Annotated in this window: 18 protein-coding genes; 8 read left to right on the top strand and 10 right to left on the bottom strand. The window is 68.6% G+C overall.

Annotated features, from left to right (window positions below; translation table 11 throughout):
* Window positions 1-11: 11 nt before the first annotated feature.
* Window positions 12-1,007, top strand: a complete 996-nt coding sequence (locus FB390_RS10270) for an AvrD family protein (RefSeq protein WP_141808754.1) — start codon at window positions 12-14, stop codon at window positions 1,005-1,007.
* 32 nt (window positions 1,008-1,039) lie between these two features.
* Here FB390_RS10270 and FB390_RS10265 read toward each other — a convergent pair whose 3' ends face one another.
* Window positions 1,040-1,624: a TetR/AcrR family transcriptional regulator gene (locus FB390_RS10265; protein ID WP_141808753.1), complete on the bottom strand. Its 585-nt coding sequence runs from the start codon at window positions 1,622-1,624 to the stop codon at window positions 1,040-1,042.
* Between the two features lie 129 nt (window positions 1,625-1,753).
* Between FB390_RS10265 and FB390_RS10260 the strand changes: the two genes are divergently transcribed.
* The 4 genes from FB390_RS10260 to FB390_RS10245 are packed head-to-tail and all read left to right on the top strand — an operon-like array spanning window position 1,754 to window position 5,506.
* Window positions 1,754-2,380, top strand: coding sequence for an AAA family ATPase (locus FB390_RS10260; protein ID WP_141808752.1), 627 nt, complete (start codon window positions 1,754-1,756; stop codon window positions 2,378-2,380).
* A gap of 40 nt (window positions 2,381-2,420) precedes the next feature.
* Complete coding sequence (locus FB390_RS10255) at window positions 2,421-4,028, top strand: MFS transporter (protein WP_141808751.1); 1,608 nt, start codon at window positions 2,421-2,423, stop codon at window positions 4,026-4,028.
* Between the two features lie 2 nt (window positions 4,029-4,030).
* On the top strand, window positions 4,031-4,699 hold the full coding sequence (locus tag FB390_RS10250; protein WP_185756989.1) for an HAD family hydrolase: 669 nt from the start codon (window positions 4,031-4,033) through the stop codon (window positions 4,697-4,699).
* Window positions 4,700-4,717: 18 nt separating this feature from the next.
* On the top strand, window positions 4,718-5,506 hold the full coding sequence (locus FB390_RS10245; protein WP_067784269.1) for an AAA family ATPase: 789 nt from the start codon (window positions 4,718-4,720) through the stop codon (window positions 5,504-5,506).
* Between the two features lie 120 nt (window positions 5,507-5,626).
* On the opposite strand, the gene FB390_RS10240 is transcribed toward FB390_RS10245, so the two are convergent.
* Entirely contained in the window at window positions 5,627-6,205 is a 579-nt protein-coding gene (locus tag FB390_RS10240) for a LysM peptidoglycan-binding domain-containing protein (protein WP_141808749.1), read from the bottom strand.
* Between the two features lie 169 nt (window positions 6,206-6,374).
* Here FB390_RS10240 and FB390_RS10235 point away from each other — a divergent pair, with 169 nt between their 5' ends.
* On the top strand, window positions 6,375-6,827 hold the full coding sequence (locus tag FB390_RS10235; protein WP_141808748.1) for a hypothetical protein: 453 nt from the start codon (window positions 6,375-6,377) through the stop codon (window positions 6,825-6,827).
* Window positions 6,828-6,868: 41 nt separating this feature from the next.
* Here the strand turns inward: FB390_RS10235 and FB390_RS10230 are convergent, their stop codons facing one another.
* From FB390_RS10230 to sucC, 7 genes are all read right to left on the bottom strand, one after another.
* Window positions 6,869-7,756, bottom strand: coding sequence for a TIGR01777 family oxidoreductase (locus FB390_RS10230; RefSeq protein ID WP_141808747.1), 888 nt, complete (start codon window positions 7,754-7,756; stop codon window positions 6,869-6,871).
* A 184-nt stretch (window positions 7,757-7,940) separates the two neighbouring features.
* Window positions 7,941-9,542 carry a bifunctional phosphoribosylaminoimidazolecarboxamide formyltransferase/IMP cyclohydrolase gene (gene purH, locus FB390_RS10225; protein ID WP_425465857.1) on the bottom strand — a complete coding sequence of 534 codons (1,602 nt, stop codon included), beginning with the start codon at window positions 9,540-9,542 and terminating at the stop codon, window positions 7,941-7,943.
* Window positions 9,539-10,213 (bottom strand): phosphoribosylglycinamide formyltransferase, encoded by a 675-nt coding sequence (purN, locus tag FB390_RS10220; RefSeq protein WP_246124270.1) that lies wholly within the window; start codon window positions 10,211-10,213, stop codon window positions 9,539-9,541. The genes purH and purN overlap by 4 nt, the downstream gene beginning before the upstream one ends.
* A 286-nt stretch (window positions 10,214-10,499) precedes the next feature.
* A complete protein-coding gene (locus FB390_RS33460; RefSeq protein WP_246123945.1) occupies window positions 10,500-12,047 on the bottom strand; it encodes a cell division protein PerM in 1,548 nt (515 codons plus the stop codon).
* A gap of 161 nt (window positions 12,048-12,208) precedes the next feature.
* A complete protein-coding gene (locus tag FB390_RS34615; RefSeq protein WP_141808746.1) occupies window positions 12,209-13,264 on the bottom strand; it encodes a DUF5336 domain-containing protein in 1,056 nt (351 codons plus the stop codon).
* Between the two features lie 165 nt (window positions 13,265-13,429).
* Entirely contained in the window at window positions 13,430-14,344 is a 915-nt protein-coding gene (sucD, locus tag FB390_RS10205; RefSeq protein WP_141808745.1) for a succinate--CoA ligase subunit alpha, read from the bottom strand.
* A gap of 11 nt (window positions 14,345-14,355) precedes the next feature.
* Window positions 14,356-15,522: an ADP-forming succinate--CoA ligase subunit beta gene (gene sucC / locus FB390_RS10200; RefSeq protein ID WP_141808744.1), complete on the bottom strand. Its 1,167-nt coding sequence runs from the start codon at window positions 15,520-15,522 to the stop codon at window positions 14,356-14,358.
* Window positions 15,523-16,087: 565 nt separating this feature from the next.
* Here sucC and FB390_RS34830 point away from each other — a divergent pair.
* Window positions 16,088-17,419, top strand: a complete 1,332-nt coding sequence (locus FB390_RS34830; protein ID WP_141808743.1) for a M23 family metallopeptidase — start codon at window positions 16,088-16,090, stop codon at window positions 17,417-17,419.
* 54 nt (window positions 17,420-17,473) lie between these two features.
* The gene (locus FB390_RS10190) at window positions 17,474-18,853 is read left to right on the top strand and encodes a DUF1731 domain-containing protein (protein WP_141808742.1); all 1,380 of its coding nucleotides are present in this window, start codon (window positions 17,474-17,476) and stop codon (window positions 18,851-18,853) included.
* 413 nt (window positions 18,854-19,266) lie between these two features.
* Here FB390_RS10190 and FB390_RS10185 read toward each other — a convergent pair whose 3' ends face one another.
* Window positions 19,267-19,692 (bottom strand): hypothetical protein, encoded by a 426-nt coding sequence (locus FB390_RS10185; RefSeq protein ID WP_141808741.1) that lies wholly within the window; start codon window positions 19,690-19,692, stop codon window positions 19,267-19,269.
* Between the last annotated feature and the right edge of the window lie 62 nt (window positions 19,693-19,754).

Raw genomic sequence — 19,754 nt, 5'->3', positions numbered from 1 at the left:
GTTGCTCTGCCATGACCGTTTCTTTTTCCAGCTACGACGAGCCCCTCGGACCCCGGTCCGATCGATACTTCGGTGAGGGTTATAAAAAGGTCAGCCCCGAGCTGGCCGACCTTCGAATCCGTCGCTCCACCCAGCTCGGCGCCAAGCACTCCGGTGTGGCGCGGCTGAGCTACCCGGCCGCCTGGTCGACCAAGAAGCACCGCGAGCTGGTGCCGCACGTCAGCAGCGTCGACACGATCATGCTCGCCGCCTCCCTGTGCGACGCCGCCATCACCCACGCCCGAGACCTCAGCCCGGCCGAGTCCTCCCGCATGTGGGTGCGCCAGGCGGCCGTGCGGGCCGGCGCCGCACCGCACGAGGACCTCGACCGCATTCCGGTCGAGGCCGAGATCACCACCACCACCGCCGCCGCGGAGGACGCCGACGAGATCGAGACCGCGTTCAAGTTCCGCGTCGGCAACCTGACCGGCACGCTCACCATGGTGCACCCCGTCGGTTCGGGCGCGCTGGACGTGCCGGGAACCGACCACATCGAGCAGCTCAGCGACATCTACGGTCCGGCGCCGCACTACTACCTCAACGGCGTCAAGGACCACACGCTGACCGCCGCCGACCTGACCGTCGACGAGACCGCCACCCGCATCAACAGCAGGCAGCGCGTCAGCACCGGGGTCGAGGGCGGCTACGTCGGCGCGGAATCGGCCTACTGGGACTCGGTTTCGCCGATCGACGCCATCGTCGGCGCGGCGCAGCTCTCCCAGATCCTGCTCTACCAGATGGACGGACTGGACCGGCGCAACAGCAACACGCTGTGGATGCGCAAGCTCGAGTTCGTCACCGAGGGTCCGCGCCGCCCCTCGACCGAGCCGTTCGACGGCACGGTGGAGATCCGGCGCACCTCGACCATCGACCGCGGCGGCCAGCGCTGGCGCAGCGCCGATCTACTGATCAAGGAGTTCCAGGGCGTCACCGGGTTCTGCCTGCTCGCGCACCAGTTGCCCGACTGAGAATGCCGGACAAGGGGATTCAGCCCAGCACCTCACTCCGATTCCGGAGCGTCGAACCCGCAGTCCTGGCCGAGCGCGCATTCCGCGAGCGCGGCCAGCGCGGGGTCGTCGGCGTGTTCGGTGGCGTTCATCGCCAGCAGCGCGTTGAGCAGCATGCCGTTGGCGATGAATTCCCGCGCGCGCTCGGGGTCGCAGCCGGTGCGCTCGACGAGCAGGGTGTACAGCGCGGAGACGAAACGCCGTGCGGCGGCGGCGATCTGCGGATGACCGGCGGCCGCGCTGAAGCCCTGCAACAAGACCACCAGCACGTCCCGGTCCTCGACCAGGCTGTTGTAGACCCCGCCGAGGCGTTTCCACACCTCGGGCGACGCGGCGACCTCCGGATCCTCCAGTTCGGCGGCGAACGCGGTGAGCAGGGACCGCACCGCCCGGTCGAAGACCTCCTGGAAGAGGTCGGCCTTGGTGCCGAACATGCGCACCACGTACGGCTGCGAGACTCCGGCCTCCAGCGCGACGACGTCGGTGCTGGTGCCCGCGTAGCCGCCGCGAGAGAACGCTCGCCCAGCGGCCTCGAGAATCATCTCGCGACGCTCGGCCGCACTCAGTCTGGCCCTCATGTTGACAAGTTATCACTTGATTACTAGATTTTCGATGAACCCGGTGAGACCGCATTTCGCGTTCGCGTATTCCGCTTGCCCACAAGGGGATACGCGAAAATGCGGGCACCCGCTATACAAGGACGCCCGATGAAGGATGCACCCGCGCTACGACTGGCCGTGACCGGCGCACCGCGAACGGGTAAGACCACCGTCTGCACCGCTCTCGCGCTGGCCACCGGCCTGGACTACGCGGCCATCTCCACCCACCTCGCCTCCCCGGGCGCCGATCGACGGCTCGCGCCGACGGTCGACGCCGCGGTACGCGGCTTCGAACAGCGCGTGGATTCCGAAGCCCGGCTGACCTCGGGTTTCGTCTCCGACGGTTCGGTGCTCCAGGAATGGGTGGCGGCCGAGGCGCTGCGGCGAACCCGCAGGCTCCGGCACTGGCTGTGGAACCCGCGCGACCTGCCATTTCGCGTCTTCGAGAAGCGGTACCTGCTGGCGCACGGCGGAATCGTGACCCGGCGGGCCAACGTCACCTACGACGGGTTCGTCCATCTGCGGATGGACCGGGAATCGGGCACCGAAGGCGATGACCGATACCGCACCACGATCGACCGAATACTGCTCGACACCCTGCACGACGGGACCGTCCCCTATCTGGTGATCGGGGGGTCCATCGAAGAAATCGTCACCCGGGTGGCCGGCATGTATCAGCTACCGCAGCTGATGCCGGTGCCCGACGCGGTCTCCGCAGCGTTGCACGCCGCATAACCAACAGCCGTCGCCGCATACCACCTGGAGGGGAATTCCCATGGCATCCGCAGGCGCCCTGACCAAGACACCACAGCGATCGGAAAGTGCGATCTGGACGCTGGTCGTCGTCGCGCTGGCGACGTTCATGCTGATGCTCGACCTCACCGTCGTCAACGTCGCACTACCCGATATCCGCGAAGCTTTCGATTCCACGTTCTCCGCGCTGCAGTGGATTCTCGACGCCTACGCGCTCGGCCTGGCCGCGGTGCTGCTCGCCGCGGGCTCGCTCGCCGACCGCATCGGGCGCAAGCGGGTCTTCGACGCGGGCCTGGTGATCTTCGTGCTGTCGTCGCTGGCCTGTGGCCTCGCGCCGAACGATTTCGTGTTGATCGTCGCCCGCCTGGTGCAGGGCCTCGGCGGCGCGATCCTGTTCGCGGTCGGCCCCGCGCTGCTCGGACACGAGTTCCGCGGCAAGGACCGCGGCATGGCGTTCGGCGTGTTCGGCGGCGTCGCGGGTCTGGCGATCGCGTTCGGCCCGCTGATCGGCGGCGCGCTCACCGAGACCGCGGGCTGGCGCTGGATCTTCTTGATCAACGTGCCGGTCACCATCGCCGCGCTCGCCGTCGGCTACCTGAAGATGCGCGAATCCCGCAGCGACACACCGCCGCCGGTGGACTGGCTGGGCATGGTGACGTTCTCCGCCGGTCTGTTCTTCCTGGTGCTCGGCTTCATGCGGGGCGAGCAGGACGGCTGGACCAGCGGCCGGATCATCGGCTGCTTCGCGCTGGCCCTGGTACTGCTCGCCGTCTTCACCTGGCTGCAGATCTCCCGGCCGAGCCACGCGATGTTCGACCTGACGCTGTTCCGCAACCGCACCTTCAACGGTCTGTCCGTGGTGACCGCGCTGTGCGCGCTCTCGGTGATGCCCGCGCTGTTCCTGCTCATCTCCTACGTGCAGAACCTGCTCGGCTACTCCGCCTTCGCCAGCGGCGTGCGCTTCCTCCCGCTGACGCTGCTGTTGTTCGTCGCCGCCGCCATCGCGGGCAGCATGGTCGCCAAGCTGCCGCCGTCCATCCTGGTCGGCGCCTCGCAGCTGCTCATCGCCGCGGGTCTGATCGCGGTGCTGCTCGTCGAGCCCGGTTCCTCGTGGACCGCGTTGATCCCCGGCATGGTGCTGATCGGTCTCGGCATGGGTGTGTTCAACCCGCCGCGCGCCGCCTTCTCCATCGCGGTCACCAGCCCGGACAAGGCGGGCATGGCCTCGGGCGTGAACGAGACCTTCCAGCAGGCCGGTCTGGCGATCGGCATCGCCGCGGTCGGCGCGTTCTTCCAGAACCGGGTCGGTAGCGCCTTCACCGAATCCGAGGCGGCGCGCACGGTCTTCGGCGACAAAGCCGCCGAGGCGGGCGACGCGGTCGCGGCGGGCGGTCCGGCCGTCGTCGCGGCCGAGGTGCCCGAGTCGGTCGCCGAATCCGTCCGCGCGGCAGCGGAATCGGCGTTCGTCAGCGGCTTGGAGAACGCCATGGTGCTGGCGGCGGTGCTGGCGGCCGTCTCCGGTGCGATCGCGTTCCTGACACTGCGCAGCCGCGATCTGGACGAGGCCGCGCTCGCCACCCCCGGCGTGCCGACCGAGGACGCCGACACCCAGCCCGCGCCGGTGGCCTGACCGTGCTGGCGACCAGGCCGCGCTTCGCGTTCACCGACGTGGACCACACCCTGCTGCGGATCAGCACACTGCAGCATTTCGCCGCGTACTTCTTCGAAGGCACCGGGCGGGGAGAGGTGCTGGCCATGCACCAGAAGCGGATGCAACGCCTGGCCGAGACCGGAGCGGACCGGGAGATGCTGAACCGGAGCTACTACCTGCTCTGGGCCGACATCCCGGTCCGCGAGGTCGAGGACAACGCGCGCGCCTGGCACGACCGCGTCCGCGCCGACGGGCTCTACCGCGAGCCCCTGGTCCGGCGGCTGGGCGAGTTGCGCGCGCAGGGGGTGGAGACGGTGCTGGTCTCCGGCTCCTTCCGCGCCTGCCTGCGACCGATCGAGATCGAACTGGGCTGCGTGGGCGTGCTGTGCACCGAGCTGGAGGAGCGCGACGGCGTGTACACCGGCGCGGTGCGCAAGTCCCTCATCGGCGCGGCCAAGCGCGCCGAGGTGGAGGCGTTCGCGGCCCGGTATCCCGAGCACGACCTCGCGGGCGACTTCGGCTTCGGCGACCACCTGAGCGACGTACCCGTGCTGGAGACGGTCGGCCACCCGGCCGTCGTCCCGGTCGACCCCGCGCTGGAGCGGGTCGCGACAGCGCGCGGCTGGGAAGTCCTGCGTGACGACCACTGAGCGATCGGAGAAGGACCCGTGTATCTAGTCGGCGGACAGCGCCGCGACAGCCTGAAGTTGGCCATTTCCGGCACCTACGGCGTCGGCAAGAGCACGACGACCGAGACGCTCTCGATCGCCACCGGTATTCCGCGCACGCACGCGCTCACCTCCCGTGAGCTGCTGATCGATCTCGCCCCCGGCAAGACGGTGATGGAGCTCAACTCCATCGAACTGCTGCAACTCGGACTGCGCCGCTTCGAGGAGCGGGTGCACAACGAATCCGGCGGCGGCTCTTTCATTTCCGACGGTTCCGTGGTGCACGAATGGGTGTACGGCACCGCACGCATGGCGGTCGGCATCAATCCCGGCGCGGGGCTGCTGCTGCGCACCGTGAAGGCCGCCGCGGGCATCGGGCGCAAGGCGCCGCTGCGGGAGTACACCGACATCATCGGCGATGTCGTCAAGGAGCGGGCCGCCCGGCTGTACGACGCCTATGTGCACCTGCCGGTGGAGTTCCCGATGAAGACCGACGGCCACCGCCCGGTGTCCGAACCGTTCCGTAAGCTCTCCGACGACACGCTGCTGCAAGTGGTGAAGGACATCGGGCTGCCTTACGAAGTGGTGGGCGGCACTGTGCACGAACGGGTTTCGCGGATCATCGAGCTGTTCGACCTGGAGACCGTCATGCCGGTCGACGAGGCGATCGCCGAGGCCAAGCGCCGGGTGTCCGCCGCGACCGAGGTGCTGGAAGAGGACGACCGGTTCAAGGAAGCCCAGCGCAAGAAGTCGCTGTGGCGCAAGGTCTCCTACGCCATGCGATACTGACCACCGGCGAAAGCCGCTAGCGCGCAAGCGCCCTCAGACCACTCAGGCGAAAGACGTGGGACCCCGAGCGCAAGTCCCGGGGTCCCACGTTGCTTTTCGCAGGCGTAGACGGTGTGCCGACTACGGAATCGTCAGCACCTGACCGGGTTCGATCGCGTCGGGGTTCGGAATGCCACTGGCTTCGGCGATCTCCTGGTAGCGGTTGCCGTCGCCGTAGAAGCGCTCGGCGATCACCCACAGGGTGTCGCCCGGTTCCACGGTGTAGGTGCGCAACTCGGGCTCGGGCGCGGGCGGCGGGGGCGCCTGCTCCGCGACCTGCTCCTCGGCCGGGGCCGCGGCGGGCTCCTCCGGAGCGGGCAGCGGGTTGTCGGTGTTGGTGTCCGACGCCCACAGCGCGCTGCCGTCGGCGCCGTACAGCACCACGTTGCGGTCGGCCTGGACGACGAGCCGGTCCGCGTCCTTGCCGTTGGTCTCGGTCGACCAAGCGGCGCCCTCACCCTTGTAGAGCACGAAGTTGCCGTCGTGCTGTAGCGTCGCCCGCTCCACACCCTGATCGTGAGTCTGAGTGGCCCAGACGACGTTTCCATCCGGCTCCGACAGGACGAGGTTGCCGTCCGATTGCAGAGTCAGGGTGTAAGCACCGCCGCTCAGGGAATGGCCGAGTGCAAGTTCTTCGCCTACGCGCAGCGTGTCGCCCACGTTTTTCCTTTCGAAGATCAACTGTGCAGAGCATTCGACATCGATGCGGGCCGTATGCTGCTGGCCCGCACCGGGAGCGAATCTACAGTCGAGCGCACGTCGGCGAGCGGAGTACGCGCAGGGTTCCCGGAGTGTTCACTATGACGTTCCTCCCACTAGGGTGGTCGCCATGAATCGCCGCCGCACCAGTCTCGCCGTCGCCACCCTGCTGCTCGGCCTCGCCGTCACGGGGTGCGGTAGCTCGAACGACGATGGCGCGCAACAGAACACCACGCCTGGTGTCACCACTACCGCGCCGCCCACGCCGAGCGAGGTCGCGCAGCCGCAAGGCCAGCCGTTCACGGCCGATCCGACGATCGTCGGCGCGCACCCCATCCCGTTCACCTCGTGGGCTCGCGTCGCCGACGACAGGATCGCCGTCAATTTCCAGACCGGCGCGCCGGAGTGCTACGGCGTGGACGCGGTGACCACCGAGACCGACACGACGGTCACGGTGGAATTGCGCGGCGGCACCCGCGCCGACGCCGTCGGCCGGATGTGCGTGATGATCGCCGTGTTCGGCACCATGGAGATCCCGCTGAAGGCGCCGCTGGGCAAACGGACGGTGCTCAGCGCCGCCTGAGCGACGTTCGCCGGACCGGCCTTCGCCGTTCGACGAACCGCTCAGCGCACGGCGAAGGTGTACTTCATCGCCTGATCCAGGGTGCCGTGCGCGAACTCGAAACCGTTGCCCACCAGCACCTTCGGCACCATCTTGTGCCCGTGCAGCAGCTCGGCGCCGCCTTCGCCGCCGATCAGCTTCAGCACGGCGCCGGGCAGCGTCAGCACGGCGCGCCGGTTCATCGCCGCGGCGAAGGCGGAGGTGAACTCGGCGTTGGTGACGGTCTCGGGGGCGGACAGGTTCACCGGGCCGGAGACGGAGAACGTCAAAAGCCAGTTCACCGCGGCGAGCCAGTCGTGCAGGGTGATCCACGGCAGGTACTGGCGGCCGGTGCCGAACTTGCCGCCGAGTCCGAGCCGGAACAGCGGGCGCAGCTTCTCGATCAGCATGGAGTCGGCGGAGAGCACGTTCGCGGTGCGCAGCAGCACCACCCGGACACCGGCGGCGGAGGCGGCCTCGGTCGCCGCTTCCCAATCCCGGCACATGGTGCCGAGGAAATCCGTTCCATGCGGCGCGAATTCGTCGACGTCCTGGTCGCCGCTGTCGCCGTACCAACCGGCGGCCGAGGCGTTGAGCAGGACGGGGACACCGGTCTCGGCGACCGCCCTGGACAGCACCCTGGACGGCACGATGCGGCTGTCGCGCATCTCCTCCTTGTACGCGGGCGACCAGCGCTTGCCCGCGACGGTCGCGCCGCACAGGTTGATCACCGCGCCCGCACCCGCCACGATGCCGCTGTCGAAGCTCGAACCGTAAGGGTCCCAGCTGATTTCGTCCGGGCGCACGGCTTCGCGGCGCACCAGGCGGACCACGTCGTGGCCCTCGTCGTTCAGCTTGGAGACCAGATACTTGCCGAGGAACCCCGATGTCCCGGCGACCACGATACGCATGCGTACATTCTGCACCATGGAAATACTGTTCCGGGGATTCCATACCGGATAATGAGATCCAGACGTCCAGTTGGTTACCGAAAAGCGTTGCGGCCCCGAGGCATCGATTGCTTCGCAGCTGTCCGAACACGAAAAACGCAGAGAGCGGACTCCTTTCGGAATCCGCTCTCCGCGTTCGCTCGGGTCAGTGCGCGAAGTGGCGCGACCCGGTGAGGTAGAGCGTCACTCCGGCCTCGCGGGCCAGGTCGATGGTCTCCTGGTCGCGGACCGAACCACCGGGCTGCACGATGGCGCGGATACCGGCCTGGATCAGCTGCTGCGGTCCGTCCGGGAACGGGAAGAACGCGTCGGAGGCGGCGACCGACCCCTTGGCCCGGTCCCCCGCGCGCTGCACCGCGAGCTGCACCGCGTCCACCCGGTTGACCTGCCCCATGCCGACGCCGACCGACGCGCCGTCGTGGGCGAGCAGGATGGCGTTGGACTTCACCGCGCGGCAGGCGCGCCAAGCGAATTCGAGATCGGCGAGGGTCTGCTCGTCCGCGGGCTCGCCGGTGGCGAGGGTCCAGTTGGCCGAGTCGTCGCCCTCGGCGTCGAGGATGTCGCGCTGCTGCAACAGCGCGCCGCCGCTGATCGGACGCAGCTCGGCGCCCGCCCGCTGCGGCGGCTCGGCGACCAGGATGCGCACGTTCTTCTTGCGCTGCAACACCTCGACGGCGCCGTCCGCGTAGGACGGCGCCACGATGACCTCGGTGAAGATGTCGGCGACCTGCTCGGCCATCTCCACGGTGACCTCGCGGTTGGCCGCGATCACGCCGCCGAAGGCGCTCACCGGGTCGCAGGCGTGCGCCTTGCGGTGCGCCTCGGCGATGTCGGCGCCGATCGCGATGCCGCACGGGTTGGCGTGCTTGATGATCGCCACAGCGGGCGCCTCGTGGTCGTAGGCGGCGCGCCACGCGGCGTCGGCATCGGTGTAGTTGTTGTACGACATCTCCTTGCCGTGCAACTGCTCCGCCTGCGCCAGCCCGACCGAACCGTCGTTGTCGGTGTACAGCGCCGCCGCCTGGTGCGGGTTCTCGCCGTAGCGCAGCACCGCGGCGCGCTCCCAGCTGCCGCCGATCCATCCCGGGAACGGCGTGCTCGCGGGCTCCTCGGCCACGCCGGGGGCCAGCACGCTGGTCATCCAGCTCGCCACCGCGACGTCGTAGCTCGCGGTGTGCTGGAAGGCCTTGGCGGCCAACGCCGTCCGCTGCGCCAGCGTGAAGCCGCCGGACTTCACCGCGGCGAGCACGTCGTCGTAGTCGCCGCTGTCCACGACCACGGCGACCGACGGGTGGTTCTTCGCGGCCGCGCGCACCATGGACGGGCCGCCGATGTCGATCTGCTCGACGCATTCGTCCGGGCTCGCACCGCTGGCCACCGTCTGGGTGAACGGGTACAGGTTCACCACCACGAGCTGGAACGCCTCGACGCCCAGTTCGACCAGCTGGTCGACGTGCTCCTGCTTGCGCGTGTCGGCGAGGATGCCCGCGTGCACCCTCGGATGCAGGGTCTTGACCCGGCCGTCCAGCGTCTCCGGGAATCCGGTCAGTTCCTCGACCTTGGTCACCGGGATGCCTGCGTCGGCGATCTTGGCGGCCGTCGAACCGGTGGAGACCAGCTCGATGCCCGCCGCGTGCAGACCGGTCGCGAGCTCGATGAGCCCCGTCTTGTCGTAGACGCTCACCAGCGCCCTGTTGATCGCCTTGCGATCGGCCGGAACCACGGTCGTTTCGCTACGCTCACTCACTGGCGCACCCGCTCATCTGGAATTACTGCCTTTCGTCCGTCGGAGACAATGCCTCGCGTCGCGACGGCGGCGACAACCTCCGCCAGCAACCGTCGCTCGACAACCTTGATCCGCTCGTGCAGGGTTTCCTCGTCGTCGTCGGGCAGCACCGGCACCGCCTCCTGCGCGAGGATCGGTCCGGTGTCGACGCCCGAGTCGACCAGGTGCACCGTCGAGCCGGTGACCCGCACCCCGTACGCGAGCGCGTCACGGACGCCGTGCGCACCGGGAAACGACGGCAGCAGCGCGGGGTGGGTATTGATGATCCGTCCGCCGAAGCGGTTCATGAACGCGGGACCGAGGATCTTCATGAATCCGGCCGAGACCACCAGGTCCGGCTCGTAGGCGGCCACCGCCTCGGTCAGCGCGGCATCCCATGCCATGCGGTCGGGGAAATCCTTCAGCGCCACCCGGAAATGCGGAACGCCGGCGGCGTCGGCGTGCTCGGTGGCGGCGCAGACACGGTCCACGCCGACCGCGACGATCTTCGCGGGATAGCCGGCGGCGCTCGCCGCGTCGAGGAGCGCGCGCAGCAGCGACCCGGTGCCCGAGGCGAGCACGACTACGGTGGCCGGCGCCGCGGCGGGCGCCCACTGGGCATGCGGAGACGTCAGCGCTCTACTCCTGCGTATCGGTCGGAACGGCGGCCGGATCGGGGCGCCGCCGGAGTAAAGCCTAGTCGGTGGGCTGTTCGCGACTTTCGACCGGTGGCGAGCACGGCGAAACGCGCGGATGCTAGCGCGTGCCTTCACCTCCGTCCGAGCCAGCCCGCCGCGACCATCTCGACCGAAGGTGACCTCGGGCCGCCCGCACCCAGTGAAGGTGACATTCAGTCCACCCCGGCCGTTTCGACCGAAGGTGACCTCGAGCCGGTGCTGGCCGGTGAGGGTGACATTCAGTCGGAATGGTTGGCGGGCCCTAGCGTGTGCCGTCTGGGCGGGGGTCGAGGTCCGCGTCGGTTTCGACGACCTCGGCGTCGACGATGTCCGGCGCGGCTTGGCGCGGGGCGGTCGTCAGGGTGGGCGGGTCGTCTACGAGCTCGCCGTCGAGGGCTTCGTCGGGATCGTCGTCATGGTGCGGGTCGTCGTGGTGTGGGTCGTCCTCGTCCGAGTCGTCGTAGTACCGGTCGTCGTAGTACTCGTCCTCGTGGTAGTCGTCGTCCCGGAAGTCGTCGGCGTACTCGTCGTCCGCGTAGCGATAGCCGTCGGATTCGTAGTCGTCCGAGTCGTCGTAGTAGTAGTCCGCGTCGGTGTCGTAGTAGTCCGCGTCGTACTCGTCGTAGTCGTAGCCGGGCAGCACCGCGCCGACCGGAGCGATGAAGTACCTGGCGGAGACCAGGCCGACGTAGCCCGCCGCGGCCAGCCACACGAAGCTCACCAGAGCGAAGATCGGCAGCTCCAGCCCGACCCGCCCGAAGGAGCCGAGTTCTCCGCCCGCCAGCGCGCCGAGCAGCACGAGCAGCAAGGTCGCAGTGCCTGCGGAGGTCAGGGTCGCCCACGGCGCGGTGCGGCGGTCGCCGGAAGTGCGTGCGGCGTCCACGCCGCCGAGCGCGCCGACCGCCGCGGGGATCACCAGCAGCACCGCCCACCAGGCCGCCGCCGGTCCGGTCGGCACCGCCGCCATCACCGGCACCGCCGGAACCGGTCCGCCGACCACGGCGAACAGGCCGATCGAGGCCTCGCCGAAATTCGCGCTCGCGCCCATCAGGACGCCGAGCGTGCCGAGCACGACATTCGGCAGGTAGGCCAGCGACAGCAGCGTCAGACCGATGAAGCCCCAGGCATTTCCGGCGGAGCGGTAGGTATCGCCGATGTCGCCCCAACGCGCGAGAAACGACACCAGGGTGACCGCCGCGGCGCAGCCGAGCAGGCGAAGCACCGTACGGCCCGCGCCGTGGACGCCCGCGATCGCCCATTCGGGCGCGCGCGCCAGGTCGACGATCCGGCGTCGCATCCGCAGCGCGATACCGGCGCCCGCCGCGAGGAGGTGCAGGAAGAGGACCCAGCCGAAGGCGGCGAGGCTGTTCGGCGGTTGCAGCGCGACCACCGCGGAGGCGTCCTCCGCGACGGCCAGGCAGACCGCCGTGAGCAGCAGCGGTCCGCCGAGCGCGGCCCCCACCACCCAGCCGAGATCGGTGCGCGAACTGTTCGGCGCCACCGCGTGGTAGCACTCCCGCCCCGCCGCGCCGAGCAGCAGCGCGGTCGGCAGCAGCGGAAGCAGGCCGAGCGTGGTCTTTCCGATCACCAGCGGAACCTGGTGCACCGCAAGCCAGCTCGCCGCGATGGCGCCCGAGGCGCCGTCCAATCCGCTGCCCGCGGCGAGCAACGTGACCAGCACGAGCACCACGATCGCGCTGAGCGCGAAGGTGGCGGGGCGGGCGGCGACGAGCAGCAGAACCCTGGCGCGTTCCGGAGTGAGGGACAGGAACCCGGATTCGTCGGCTTCGGACGGATGACCGCTACGCATCGGCGATTCCGATGTGTCGGATTCCCCACCGGTCCAGCGGACGAGAGAGTTCCGTGACGAGTTCATGGCACTTCAGCGTGACACCTTTCCCGAGGTGAGCGGGTCAGGCGCGCCGCGAGCACCCACCCGGTCGGGGTAGGTGCTCGCGGTACCTGCGTCTCTTACTTGTTGTCGTCCGACGGACGGAAAGCCTGGGTGGCGTCGCTGGCCGGGTCGGACGGCTTCTCGCCGCCGAACGGCTGGCTCTGCTGGGGCTGCTGGCCGTAGCCGGGCGCACCGTACTGCTGCTGGCCGGGCTGCGCGCCGCCGAAGTGCTGCGTGGCGCTCTCGTCCGGACGCGGTTGCTGCTGCGCGGGCGCGGCGCCGTACGGCGAACCCTGCTGCGGCGCACCGTAACCCGGCTGCTGACCGTAGGACTGCTGGCCGTAGGACTGGCCCGGCTGCTGCTGACCGTAGGCCGGCTGACTCGGCTGGCTCTGGCCGTACGGCTGCTGCTGCGACTGGTACTGCGGGCCGGTGCCGTAGGACTGCTGGCCGTAGGTCTGACCCGGCTGCTGACCGAAGACGGGCTGACTCGGCTGGCTCTGCTGGCCGTACTGACCGGCCTGGCCGAACTGCTGCTGGCCGTAGCCGCCCTGGGCCTGGCCGCCGAAACCACCCTGCGCGCCCTGCGCGGACGCGGGCTTGGGTGCGGGCGCCTTGACGATGCCCGCCTCGAAGAGCACCGCGGCGACCGCGACGCCGGTCTGCACCAGCGCGAGGAAGATCAGCACCCACGCGCCGAACTCCGCGGTGAGCTGGTCCGGTAGCGCGATGGTCTGGAACAGCAGGAGGAGGAAGCCCGCGGCCGACGCGGCGGCGGCCGCGCCCTTCCAATTCTGCTTGGGCAGCAACGAGAATCCGGCGAACAGACCACCGAGCAGCAGCAGCCCGAGCGCGGCGGGCGCGCCGAACAGCGTGAAACCGCTGTAGCTGTCACCGGTGATGGTGGCGCCGGAGCGCTCGATCTCCTCGACCGCGAACGGCAGGAATCCGAGCAGGAAGTTGATCACGCCGAGCGCGGCGACACCGACCACCAGGAAGAACGGCAGCCCCTTGGCATCGGAACCGGAAGCGCTCGTACCTGTGCTGGCACCACCAGTGGACTGGCCGAGGCTGGATGGTGCGGAGGGCGTCGCGGGTGTGTTGTACCCGGAGCCCCCGGTCGGGTATGACATGTCGTCGTCTCCTACGTCGAGTCGTTGTTCGGCTGGATCTCTCTTGACGCTACTGCACTCGTCCGTTCGGGTCATCCTTAAGCAACTGGCCGGACGACCGGACGGACCGACGACGAGGGCCGCCTTCCCGGAGAAAGGCGGCCCTCGTAACGATTTCGATCCGAATCAGGCGCTGATGCTGGCCTTCTCGAGGATCTCGCGGGCGAGCGCGGCGGTCTCGGACGGCGTCTTGCCGACCTTCACGCCCGCGGCCTCCAGCGCGTCCTTCTTCGCCTGGGCGGTGCCCGCCGAGCCGGAGACGATCGCGCCCGCGTGACCCATGGTCTTGCCCTCGGGGGCGGTGAAGCCCGCGACGTAGCCGACCACCGGCTTGGTGACGTTGGCCTTGATGTAGGCCGCGGCCCGCTCCTCGGCGTCGCCGCCGATCTCGCCGATCATGACGATGAGCTTGGTCTCCGGGTCCTTCTCGAACGCCTCGATGGCGTCGATGTGGGTGGTGCCGATGACCGGGTCGCCGCCGATGCCGATGGCGGTCGAGAAGCCGAAATCGCGCAGCTCGTACATCATCTGGTAGGTCAGCGTGCCGGACTTCGAGACCAGGCCGACCGGGCCCTTGCCGGTGATGTTGGCCGGGGTGATGCCGACCAGCGCCTCGCCGGGGGTGATGATGCCGGGGCAGTTCGGGCCGATGATCCGGGTCTTGTTGCCCTTCTCCACGTTGTAGGCCCACGCGTAGGCGGTGTCCTGCACCGGGATGCCCTCGGTGATGACCACGAGCAGCGGGATCTCCGCGTCGATGGCCTCGATGATGGCGTCCTTGGCGAACTTCGGCGGGACGAACGCGATGGAGACGTCCGCGCCGGTCTCCTTCATGGCCTCCGCGACGGTGCCGAACACCGGCAGCTCGACCGCGTTGCCGTCCTTGTCGGTGTGCGCGACGGTGGTGCCCGCCTTGCGCGCGTTGACACCGCCGACGACCTGGGTGCCCGCCTTGAGCATCAGTGCGGTGTGCTTGGTGCCCTCGCCGCCGGTGATGCCCTGGACGATGACCTTCGAGTCCTTGTTCAGGAAGATAGACATTTCCGGTTTCCTTACTTGGCCGCTGCCAGTTCGGCGGCCTTGTCGGCGCCTTCGTCCATTGTCTGCGCAAGCGTGATCAGCGGGTGCGCGGCGTCGACGAGGATCTTGCGGCCCTCTTCGACCTTGTTGCCGTCCAGACGCACGACCAGCGGCTTGTTCGCCTCGGAACCGAGGATCTCCAGCGCTTTCACGATGCCGTTCGCGACCGCGTCACAGGCGGTGATGCCGCCGAAGACGTTCACGAACACGCTCTTGACCTGCGCGTCGCCCAGGATGACGTCGAGCCCGGCCGCCATCACCTCGGCCGAGGCGCCGCCACCGATGTCGAGGAAGTTGGCGGGCTTGACGCCGCCGTGGCTCTCACCGGCGTAGGCGACGACGTCGAGGGTCGACATGACCAGACCCGCGCCGTTGCCGATGATGCCGACCTCGCCGTCGAGCTTGACGTAGTTGAGGTCGTTCTCCTTGGCCTTCAGCTCGAGCGGGTCGGTCGCGTCCTTGTCCGCGAACGCCTCGTGGCCGGGCTGACGGAACTCGGCGTTCTCGTCCAGGGTGACCTTGCCGTCCAGGGCGAGGATCTCGTCCTGGGGGGTACGCACCAGCGGGTTGACCTCGACCAGGGTGGCGTCCTCCTTGATGAACACCTCCCACAGCTTCTGAATGGTCACCGCGGCGGCGTCCAGCACGTCGGCGGGCAGGTGGCCCTGCTCGGCGATCGAACGCGCGAACGCGAGGTCGACACCCTTGACGGCGTCGACGGGGACCTTGGCGAGGCGCTCGGGCTTGGTCGCGGCGACCTCTTCGATCTCCATGCCGCCCTCGACCGAGCACATGGCCAGGTAGGTCCGGTTGGAGCGGTCGAGCAGGAAGGAGATGTAGTACTCCTCCGCGATGTCCTTGGCCTCGGCGACCAGGATCTTCTTGGTGATGTGGCCCTTGATGTCCAGGCCGATGATGTTCTGCGCGTGCGTGAACGCGTCCTCCGGGGTAGCGGCGTACTTGACGCCACCCGCCTTACCGCGGCCACCGGCCTTGACCTGGGCCTTGATCATCACCGGCTTGCCGATTTCCTCCGCGATGGCGCGGGCGTCCTCGGCCGTGTCCGTGACGCGGCCCTCGGACGAAGGCACTCCGTGCTTAACGAAGAGCTCCTTCGCCTGATATTCGAAGAGATCCATGTACTCACCGTCTCGTCTGCGTTGTGATGACAACGTCTTTGTTGGCGGCCCGACGTCGGAAGCGGGTCGGGTCGGACTCTAACCAGTCACATGGAGGGCCAATCGGCCACGTTCATCCTAAGTGGCGCAGGTCACGGGCGTGGCCGTCGGCCGGAAAAACCGCTGGCCAAGGCTACTGGCGAGTAGTTTGTTGGGGGTTTGCCAGGTAGAGCCGCTCGAGCCGGGAACCGACGGCTGTCTACTACAAATCGTCGTCGAACAGCCTCACTCGAGTGCCCCGGAAACAGTGAGATATTCCGTGCTGTTACGGTGATCAATCTCACATGTTTGGATAGATCGCCCACACCGCTTGCGGACCCCGCAATCGTTTCGTTACCGTAAATGCGGTCGAAGTCACAACTAGGTTACGACTCCGTTGTTCCAAAGATCCAGGAGGACGGCAAGCCTTGATGCAGCACAGCGCTCCGTGGGCGGTGAGTCGCTCCGCGGACCAGCCTTCGACGTCGACCTCCTGCCGGTTTCTCGGCACCGTGACCATCTCCCGCTCCACGATGTGGCACCGCCGATGAACCATCGCTCCACCCTCTCGCCCGGCAATCGCTCCCGGTCGGGACATCGTTATCGCGACGACGACGAACCCTTCGCCCACGACGAGCACGGCCGACGCGCGTTCCCGTCGTCCAACAACCGCTACGCCGGCGCCGCAGGCGCGACCGGATACGCCGCTGCCGGCACCACCGGTTACGCAACCGAAGGCGCGCACCACGACGAGAACACCTCCGCCTGGTCCGCCAATACCGATTGGGCCGAGCAGGATTCATGGTCCGACGGCGGCGCCTGGGCCGCCAACGACTCCTGGTCGCCGGACGCGGACGAGGCGTGGACGCCGCAAGCCGACAACGGATGGACCGCCGACAGCGCGTGGACCGCGCAGCCCGGCGCCGCCTGGTCCGAGCAGAGCGACAACTCCTGGGGCGCCGAGACGAACAACGGGTGGTCCGAGGGCGGTGACGCCTGGACCGAAGCTTCCGAGGCCGAGTGGTCCGCCGAGCACTCCTGGTCCGAGAACAACTGGTCTTCCGAGAACGCTTGGGGCGAAGACGAGGAGCCGACCGAAGGCTCCGCCACGCCGACCGTCATCCCGGCCAGAGACACGAGCAGACGCGGTGGCGCGCACCGGATGCCCGCGCCGCCCACCGCGCTCAAGGGCCGCGCCGCGGTCGTCGCCGTCGCCGCGGGCGCGGTCGTCGCCGCAGGCCAGGCCGCGATGGCCTCGCCCGAGCAGCCGTCGCACACCATCGACTACGAGGCCGCCGGACAGATCCACGAGATCGCCGCGCAGTCGGTCAGCATGGCCGACCCGAACTCCTCGCCCGACTCGCCGCAGGTGCTGAACGTCTCCACCCCGGCGAACCTCGGTCAGTTCAACGACATCCTGGAGAAGGGCCGCAAGTACGCGGAGGACCTCGCCGCCGCCGAGGCCGCGAAGCTGCGTCCCCTGTTCGCGCGTTTCGCCGCGGGCAACTTCACTTCCGGTTTCGGCGCCCGCTGGGGCGTTCAGCACCTCGGCATCGACGTCGCGGGCCCGATCGGCACCCCCATCTACGCGGTCGCCGACGGCACCGTCATCGAGGCGGGTCCGGCCGCGGGCTTCGGTATGTGGGTGCGGTTGCTGCACGACGACGGCACCGTCACCATCTACGGCCATATCGACACCGCCACGGTCTCCCAGGGCGAGCGCGTGATGGCGGGCGACCAGATCGCCACCATGGGCAACCGCGGCTTCTCCACCGGTCCGCACGTCCACTTCGAGGTCTGGCTCAACGGCGTCGACAAGGTCGACCCGCTGCCCTGGCTGGCCACCCGCGGCATCGGTCTCGGCCCCCGGCGCGACTGACGAGTGAGCAACGGCACGCTTCCCGTGCCGTTGTGCGCGTTCTAGCGTCGGGTCATGGCTCGTACAACGACGTACACCCAATTCCTGGCGCTGCCACCGGAACTCGTGTGGCAGGTGGTCGGTGATCCCGCCCGTTGGCCCGAATGGAACCCGGCCGTCGCCTCGGTACGGCTGCACGGTCCCGTCGATGTCGGAGTAACCGGCGACTACCTGCCGCGCGGACGCTTCGTCGGTACGCTGCACGGCCGGACAGCGCCGCCGTTCTCGATCACCGCGCTGCGTCCCGAACGCGAACTGACCATCGAGCAGCCCGAACCCGCGGGGCGGATGCGTTTGACGTGGCGGCTGACGCCTGTCGACGGCGGTACCGGCCTCACCCAGGAATTGTCCTTCTCCGGACCGTCGGCGGCCGTGGCGCGGACCGTCGTCGCCCGTTTCATGGAGGCCGATCTCCGCGTCCGCTTCGCCCGGCTGGCCCGGCTGGCCGGTCTCACGCCGGAACCGGACGCACTGACGGTCGTGATCGCGGGCGGCACCGGCGCGCTCGGCAGGCACCTCGCCGCCGACCTCACCTGCCGCGGCCAGCGGGTCACCATTCTGACCCGCCGCCGCGACCCGGGGCTGCCGTTCGATCAGGTCGAATGGGACGGAAAGTCGGTCGGGAAATGGGTCGCGGCACTGCGCGACACGGGGCCGACCGCAATCGTCAACTTGGCCGGCAAGCTGGTGGACTGCCGCCCCACCGAACGCAATATCGCCGAATTGCGCAGCAGCCGAGTCGATCCCACCAGCGCTTTGGTCGCGGCCGCCGCCACATTGCCCGCGCCCATCGACTACTGGGTGCAGGCCAGCACCACCGCGATCTGGTCGGACGCGGGCGAAACCCGTTGCACCGAAACGACTCCGCTTCCGGATGGTCTGCCACAGATGACCGGCGTAGCGGAACCATGGGAGCGCGCATTCGCCGGTGCGAACACCGCGCACCACACCATCCTCCGCACGTCGATCGTGCTCGACCAGGACGCGCCCGCGCTACGTAGACTCTGCCAGTTGACCAAGGCGGGCCTCGGAGGCCGAGTCGGATCGGGCGAGCAGTGGTTCAGCTGGATTCACATCGAAGACTGGTTGGCCATCGTCCGCGCGGCCCTCGGACTGGACCCCTCGGTCACCCTCCCGGACGGAATCCTGGTGGCCGCCACTGATTTCCCGGTGCGAAACCGAGAGCTGATGCGCTCACTCCGGCAGCACCTCCACCGCCCGCCCGCCCCGCCGACCCCCGGAGTCGTGCTGAAACTCGGGGCGGTGCTGTTGCGGTCGGATGCGGCGTTGGGACTGACAGGCAGGCACGCTACATCAGCTGTATTGAAACCGGCTGGCTTCCAATTCCGCTACCCGCGCTTGGACGACGCACTGAATTCTCTGCTCCCGCACTGACCACCGAAGTACCCAAAATCGACGGTAGTCGAATGGCGGCTCAACAAGATCAACTAACCACCATTTGACTACCGTCGAATCCATTTCTCTATCGACGGTAGTCAAATGGTGGAAGCCCCCTAGACAAACGCAACAGAGCAACCCCACACAACCACTCCGAAACGCAACCACAGCCGGTCGACCACGCCGGAACCCGAACCCACGCCCGCCAACAGCGGGAGGTAAGCCGGGTACGGCACACGACGCGCCCAGCACCGCTCAGAGGGAAACCTGGGTAGGCCAAGCTATTCGGACCCGTCAACCTCGGGTGTTACGTCCCTCAACGCGACCCGCCACCGATCCTGCCGTACCTGCCCCACCCCGGCGTCCGGCACCCGATCGGCCCGCAAAATAGGCTCCGGCCGTAACAAGCCTTACGGCGCCGCGACCACCGCCAACCCCACCAACGCAATCACCTTCACAACCTCCAGCCCGATATACCAATAGTGCGCATGCGACCGCGGCAACTCCTCCCCCGCGAGCACCCGATCGGACCTCCGAGTCAACGGCGGCCGAACCACGAGAATCTGCACAGCCAAAACCCCGACCGCGATCCCCAACCACACCCACGTCCCCACACCGGGCCCGAGCACCACAGCACTCACCACCAGCACCCCCGCAAGCACCGCTTCCGCGATGTTCAACGCGCGGAACACGATCCGCCCGATCCCCAGCCCCAACGCCAGTGTCACCCCCGGCGCACGGAACTTCAGCGGCGCTTCGAGGAACGAGATGGCCAGCACCATGCCGAGCCACAGCATGGGCAAGAACCACACCAGATGTTGCGCGAGGGTCTCCATGCGCCGGACGCTACCGCGTTCTCGCTACCTCCGGCAGGGTCGAACGGACGTCCCCGCTCACT

This window comes from Nocardia bhagyanarayanae (assembly GCF_006716565.1).
Taxonomy (GTDB): Bacteria; Actinomycetota; Actinomycetes; order Mycobacteriales; family Mycobacteriaceae; genus Nocardia; species Nocardia bhagyanarayanae.
This window is presented reverse-complemented; position numbering and strand designations above follow the sequence as displayed.

Excerpts from the sequence above, each read along its gene's own strand:
- FB390_RS34615 (WP_141808746.1), bottom strand. The coding sequence starts at position 13,264 with ATGTCATACCCGACCGGGGGCTCCGGGTACAACACACCCGCGACGCCC.
- FB390_RS10190 (WP_141808742.1), top strand. The coding sequence starts at position 17,474 with ATGGCTCGTACAACGACGTACACCCAATTCCTGGCGCTGCCACCGGAA.
- sucC (WP_141808744.1), bottom strand. The coding sequence starts at position 15,522 with ATGGATCTCTTCGAATATCAGGCGAAGGAGCTCTTCGTTAAGCACGGA.
- FB390_RS34830 (WP_141808743.1), top strand. The coding sequence starts at position 16,088 with ATGAACCATCGCTCCACCCTCTCGCCCGGCAATCGCTCCCGGTCGGGA.
- FB390_RS10235 (WP_141808748.1), top strand. The coding sequence starts at position 6,375 with ATGAATCGCCGCCGCACCAGTCTCGCCGTCGCCACCCTGCTGCTCGGC.
- sucD (WP_141808745.1), bottom strand. The coding sequence starts at position 14,344 with ATGTCTATCTTCCTGAACAAGGACTCGAAGGTCATCGTCCAGGGCATC.
- FB390_RS10265 (WP_141808753.1), bottom strand. The coding sequence starts at position 1,624 with ATGAGGGCCAGACTGAGTGCGGCCGAGCGTCGCGAGATGATTCTCGAG.
- FB390_RS10260 (WP_141808752.1), top strand. The coding sequence starts at position 1,754 with ATGAAGGATGCACCCGCGCTACGACTGGCCGTGACCGGCGCACCGCGA.
- FB390_RS10230 (WP_141808747.1), bottom strand. The coding sequence starts at position 7,756 with ATGCGTATCGTGGTCGCCGGGACATCGGGGTTCCTCGGCAAGTATCTG.
- FB390_RS10185 (WP_141808741.1), bottom strand. The coding sequence starts at position 19,692 with ATGGAGACCCTCGCGCAACATCTGGTGTGGTTCTTGCCCATGCTGTGG.
- FB390_RS10255 (WP_141808751.1), top strand. The coding sequence starts at position 2,421 with ATGGCATCCGCAGGCGCCCTGACCAAGACACCACAGCGATCGGAAAGT.
- FB390_RS10270 (WP_141808754.1), top strand. The coding sequence starts at position 12 with ATGACCGTTTCTTTTTCCAGCTACGACGAGCCCCTCGGACCCCGGTCC.
- FB390_RS33460 (WP_246123945.1), bottom strand. The coding sequence starts at position 12,047 with ATGCGTAGCGGTCATCCGTCCGAAGCCGACGAATCCGGGTTCCTGTCC.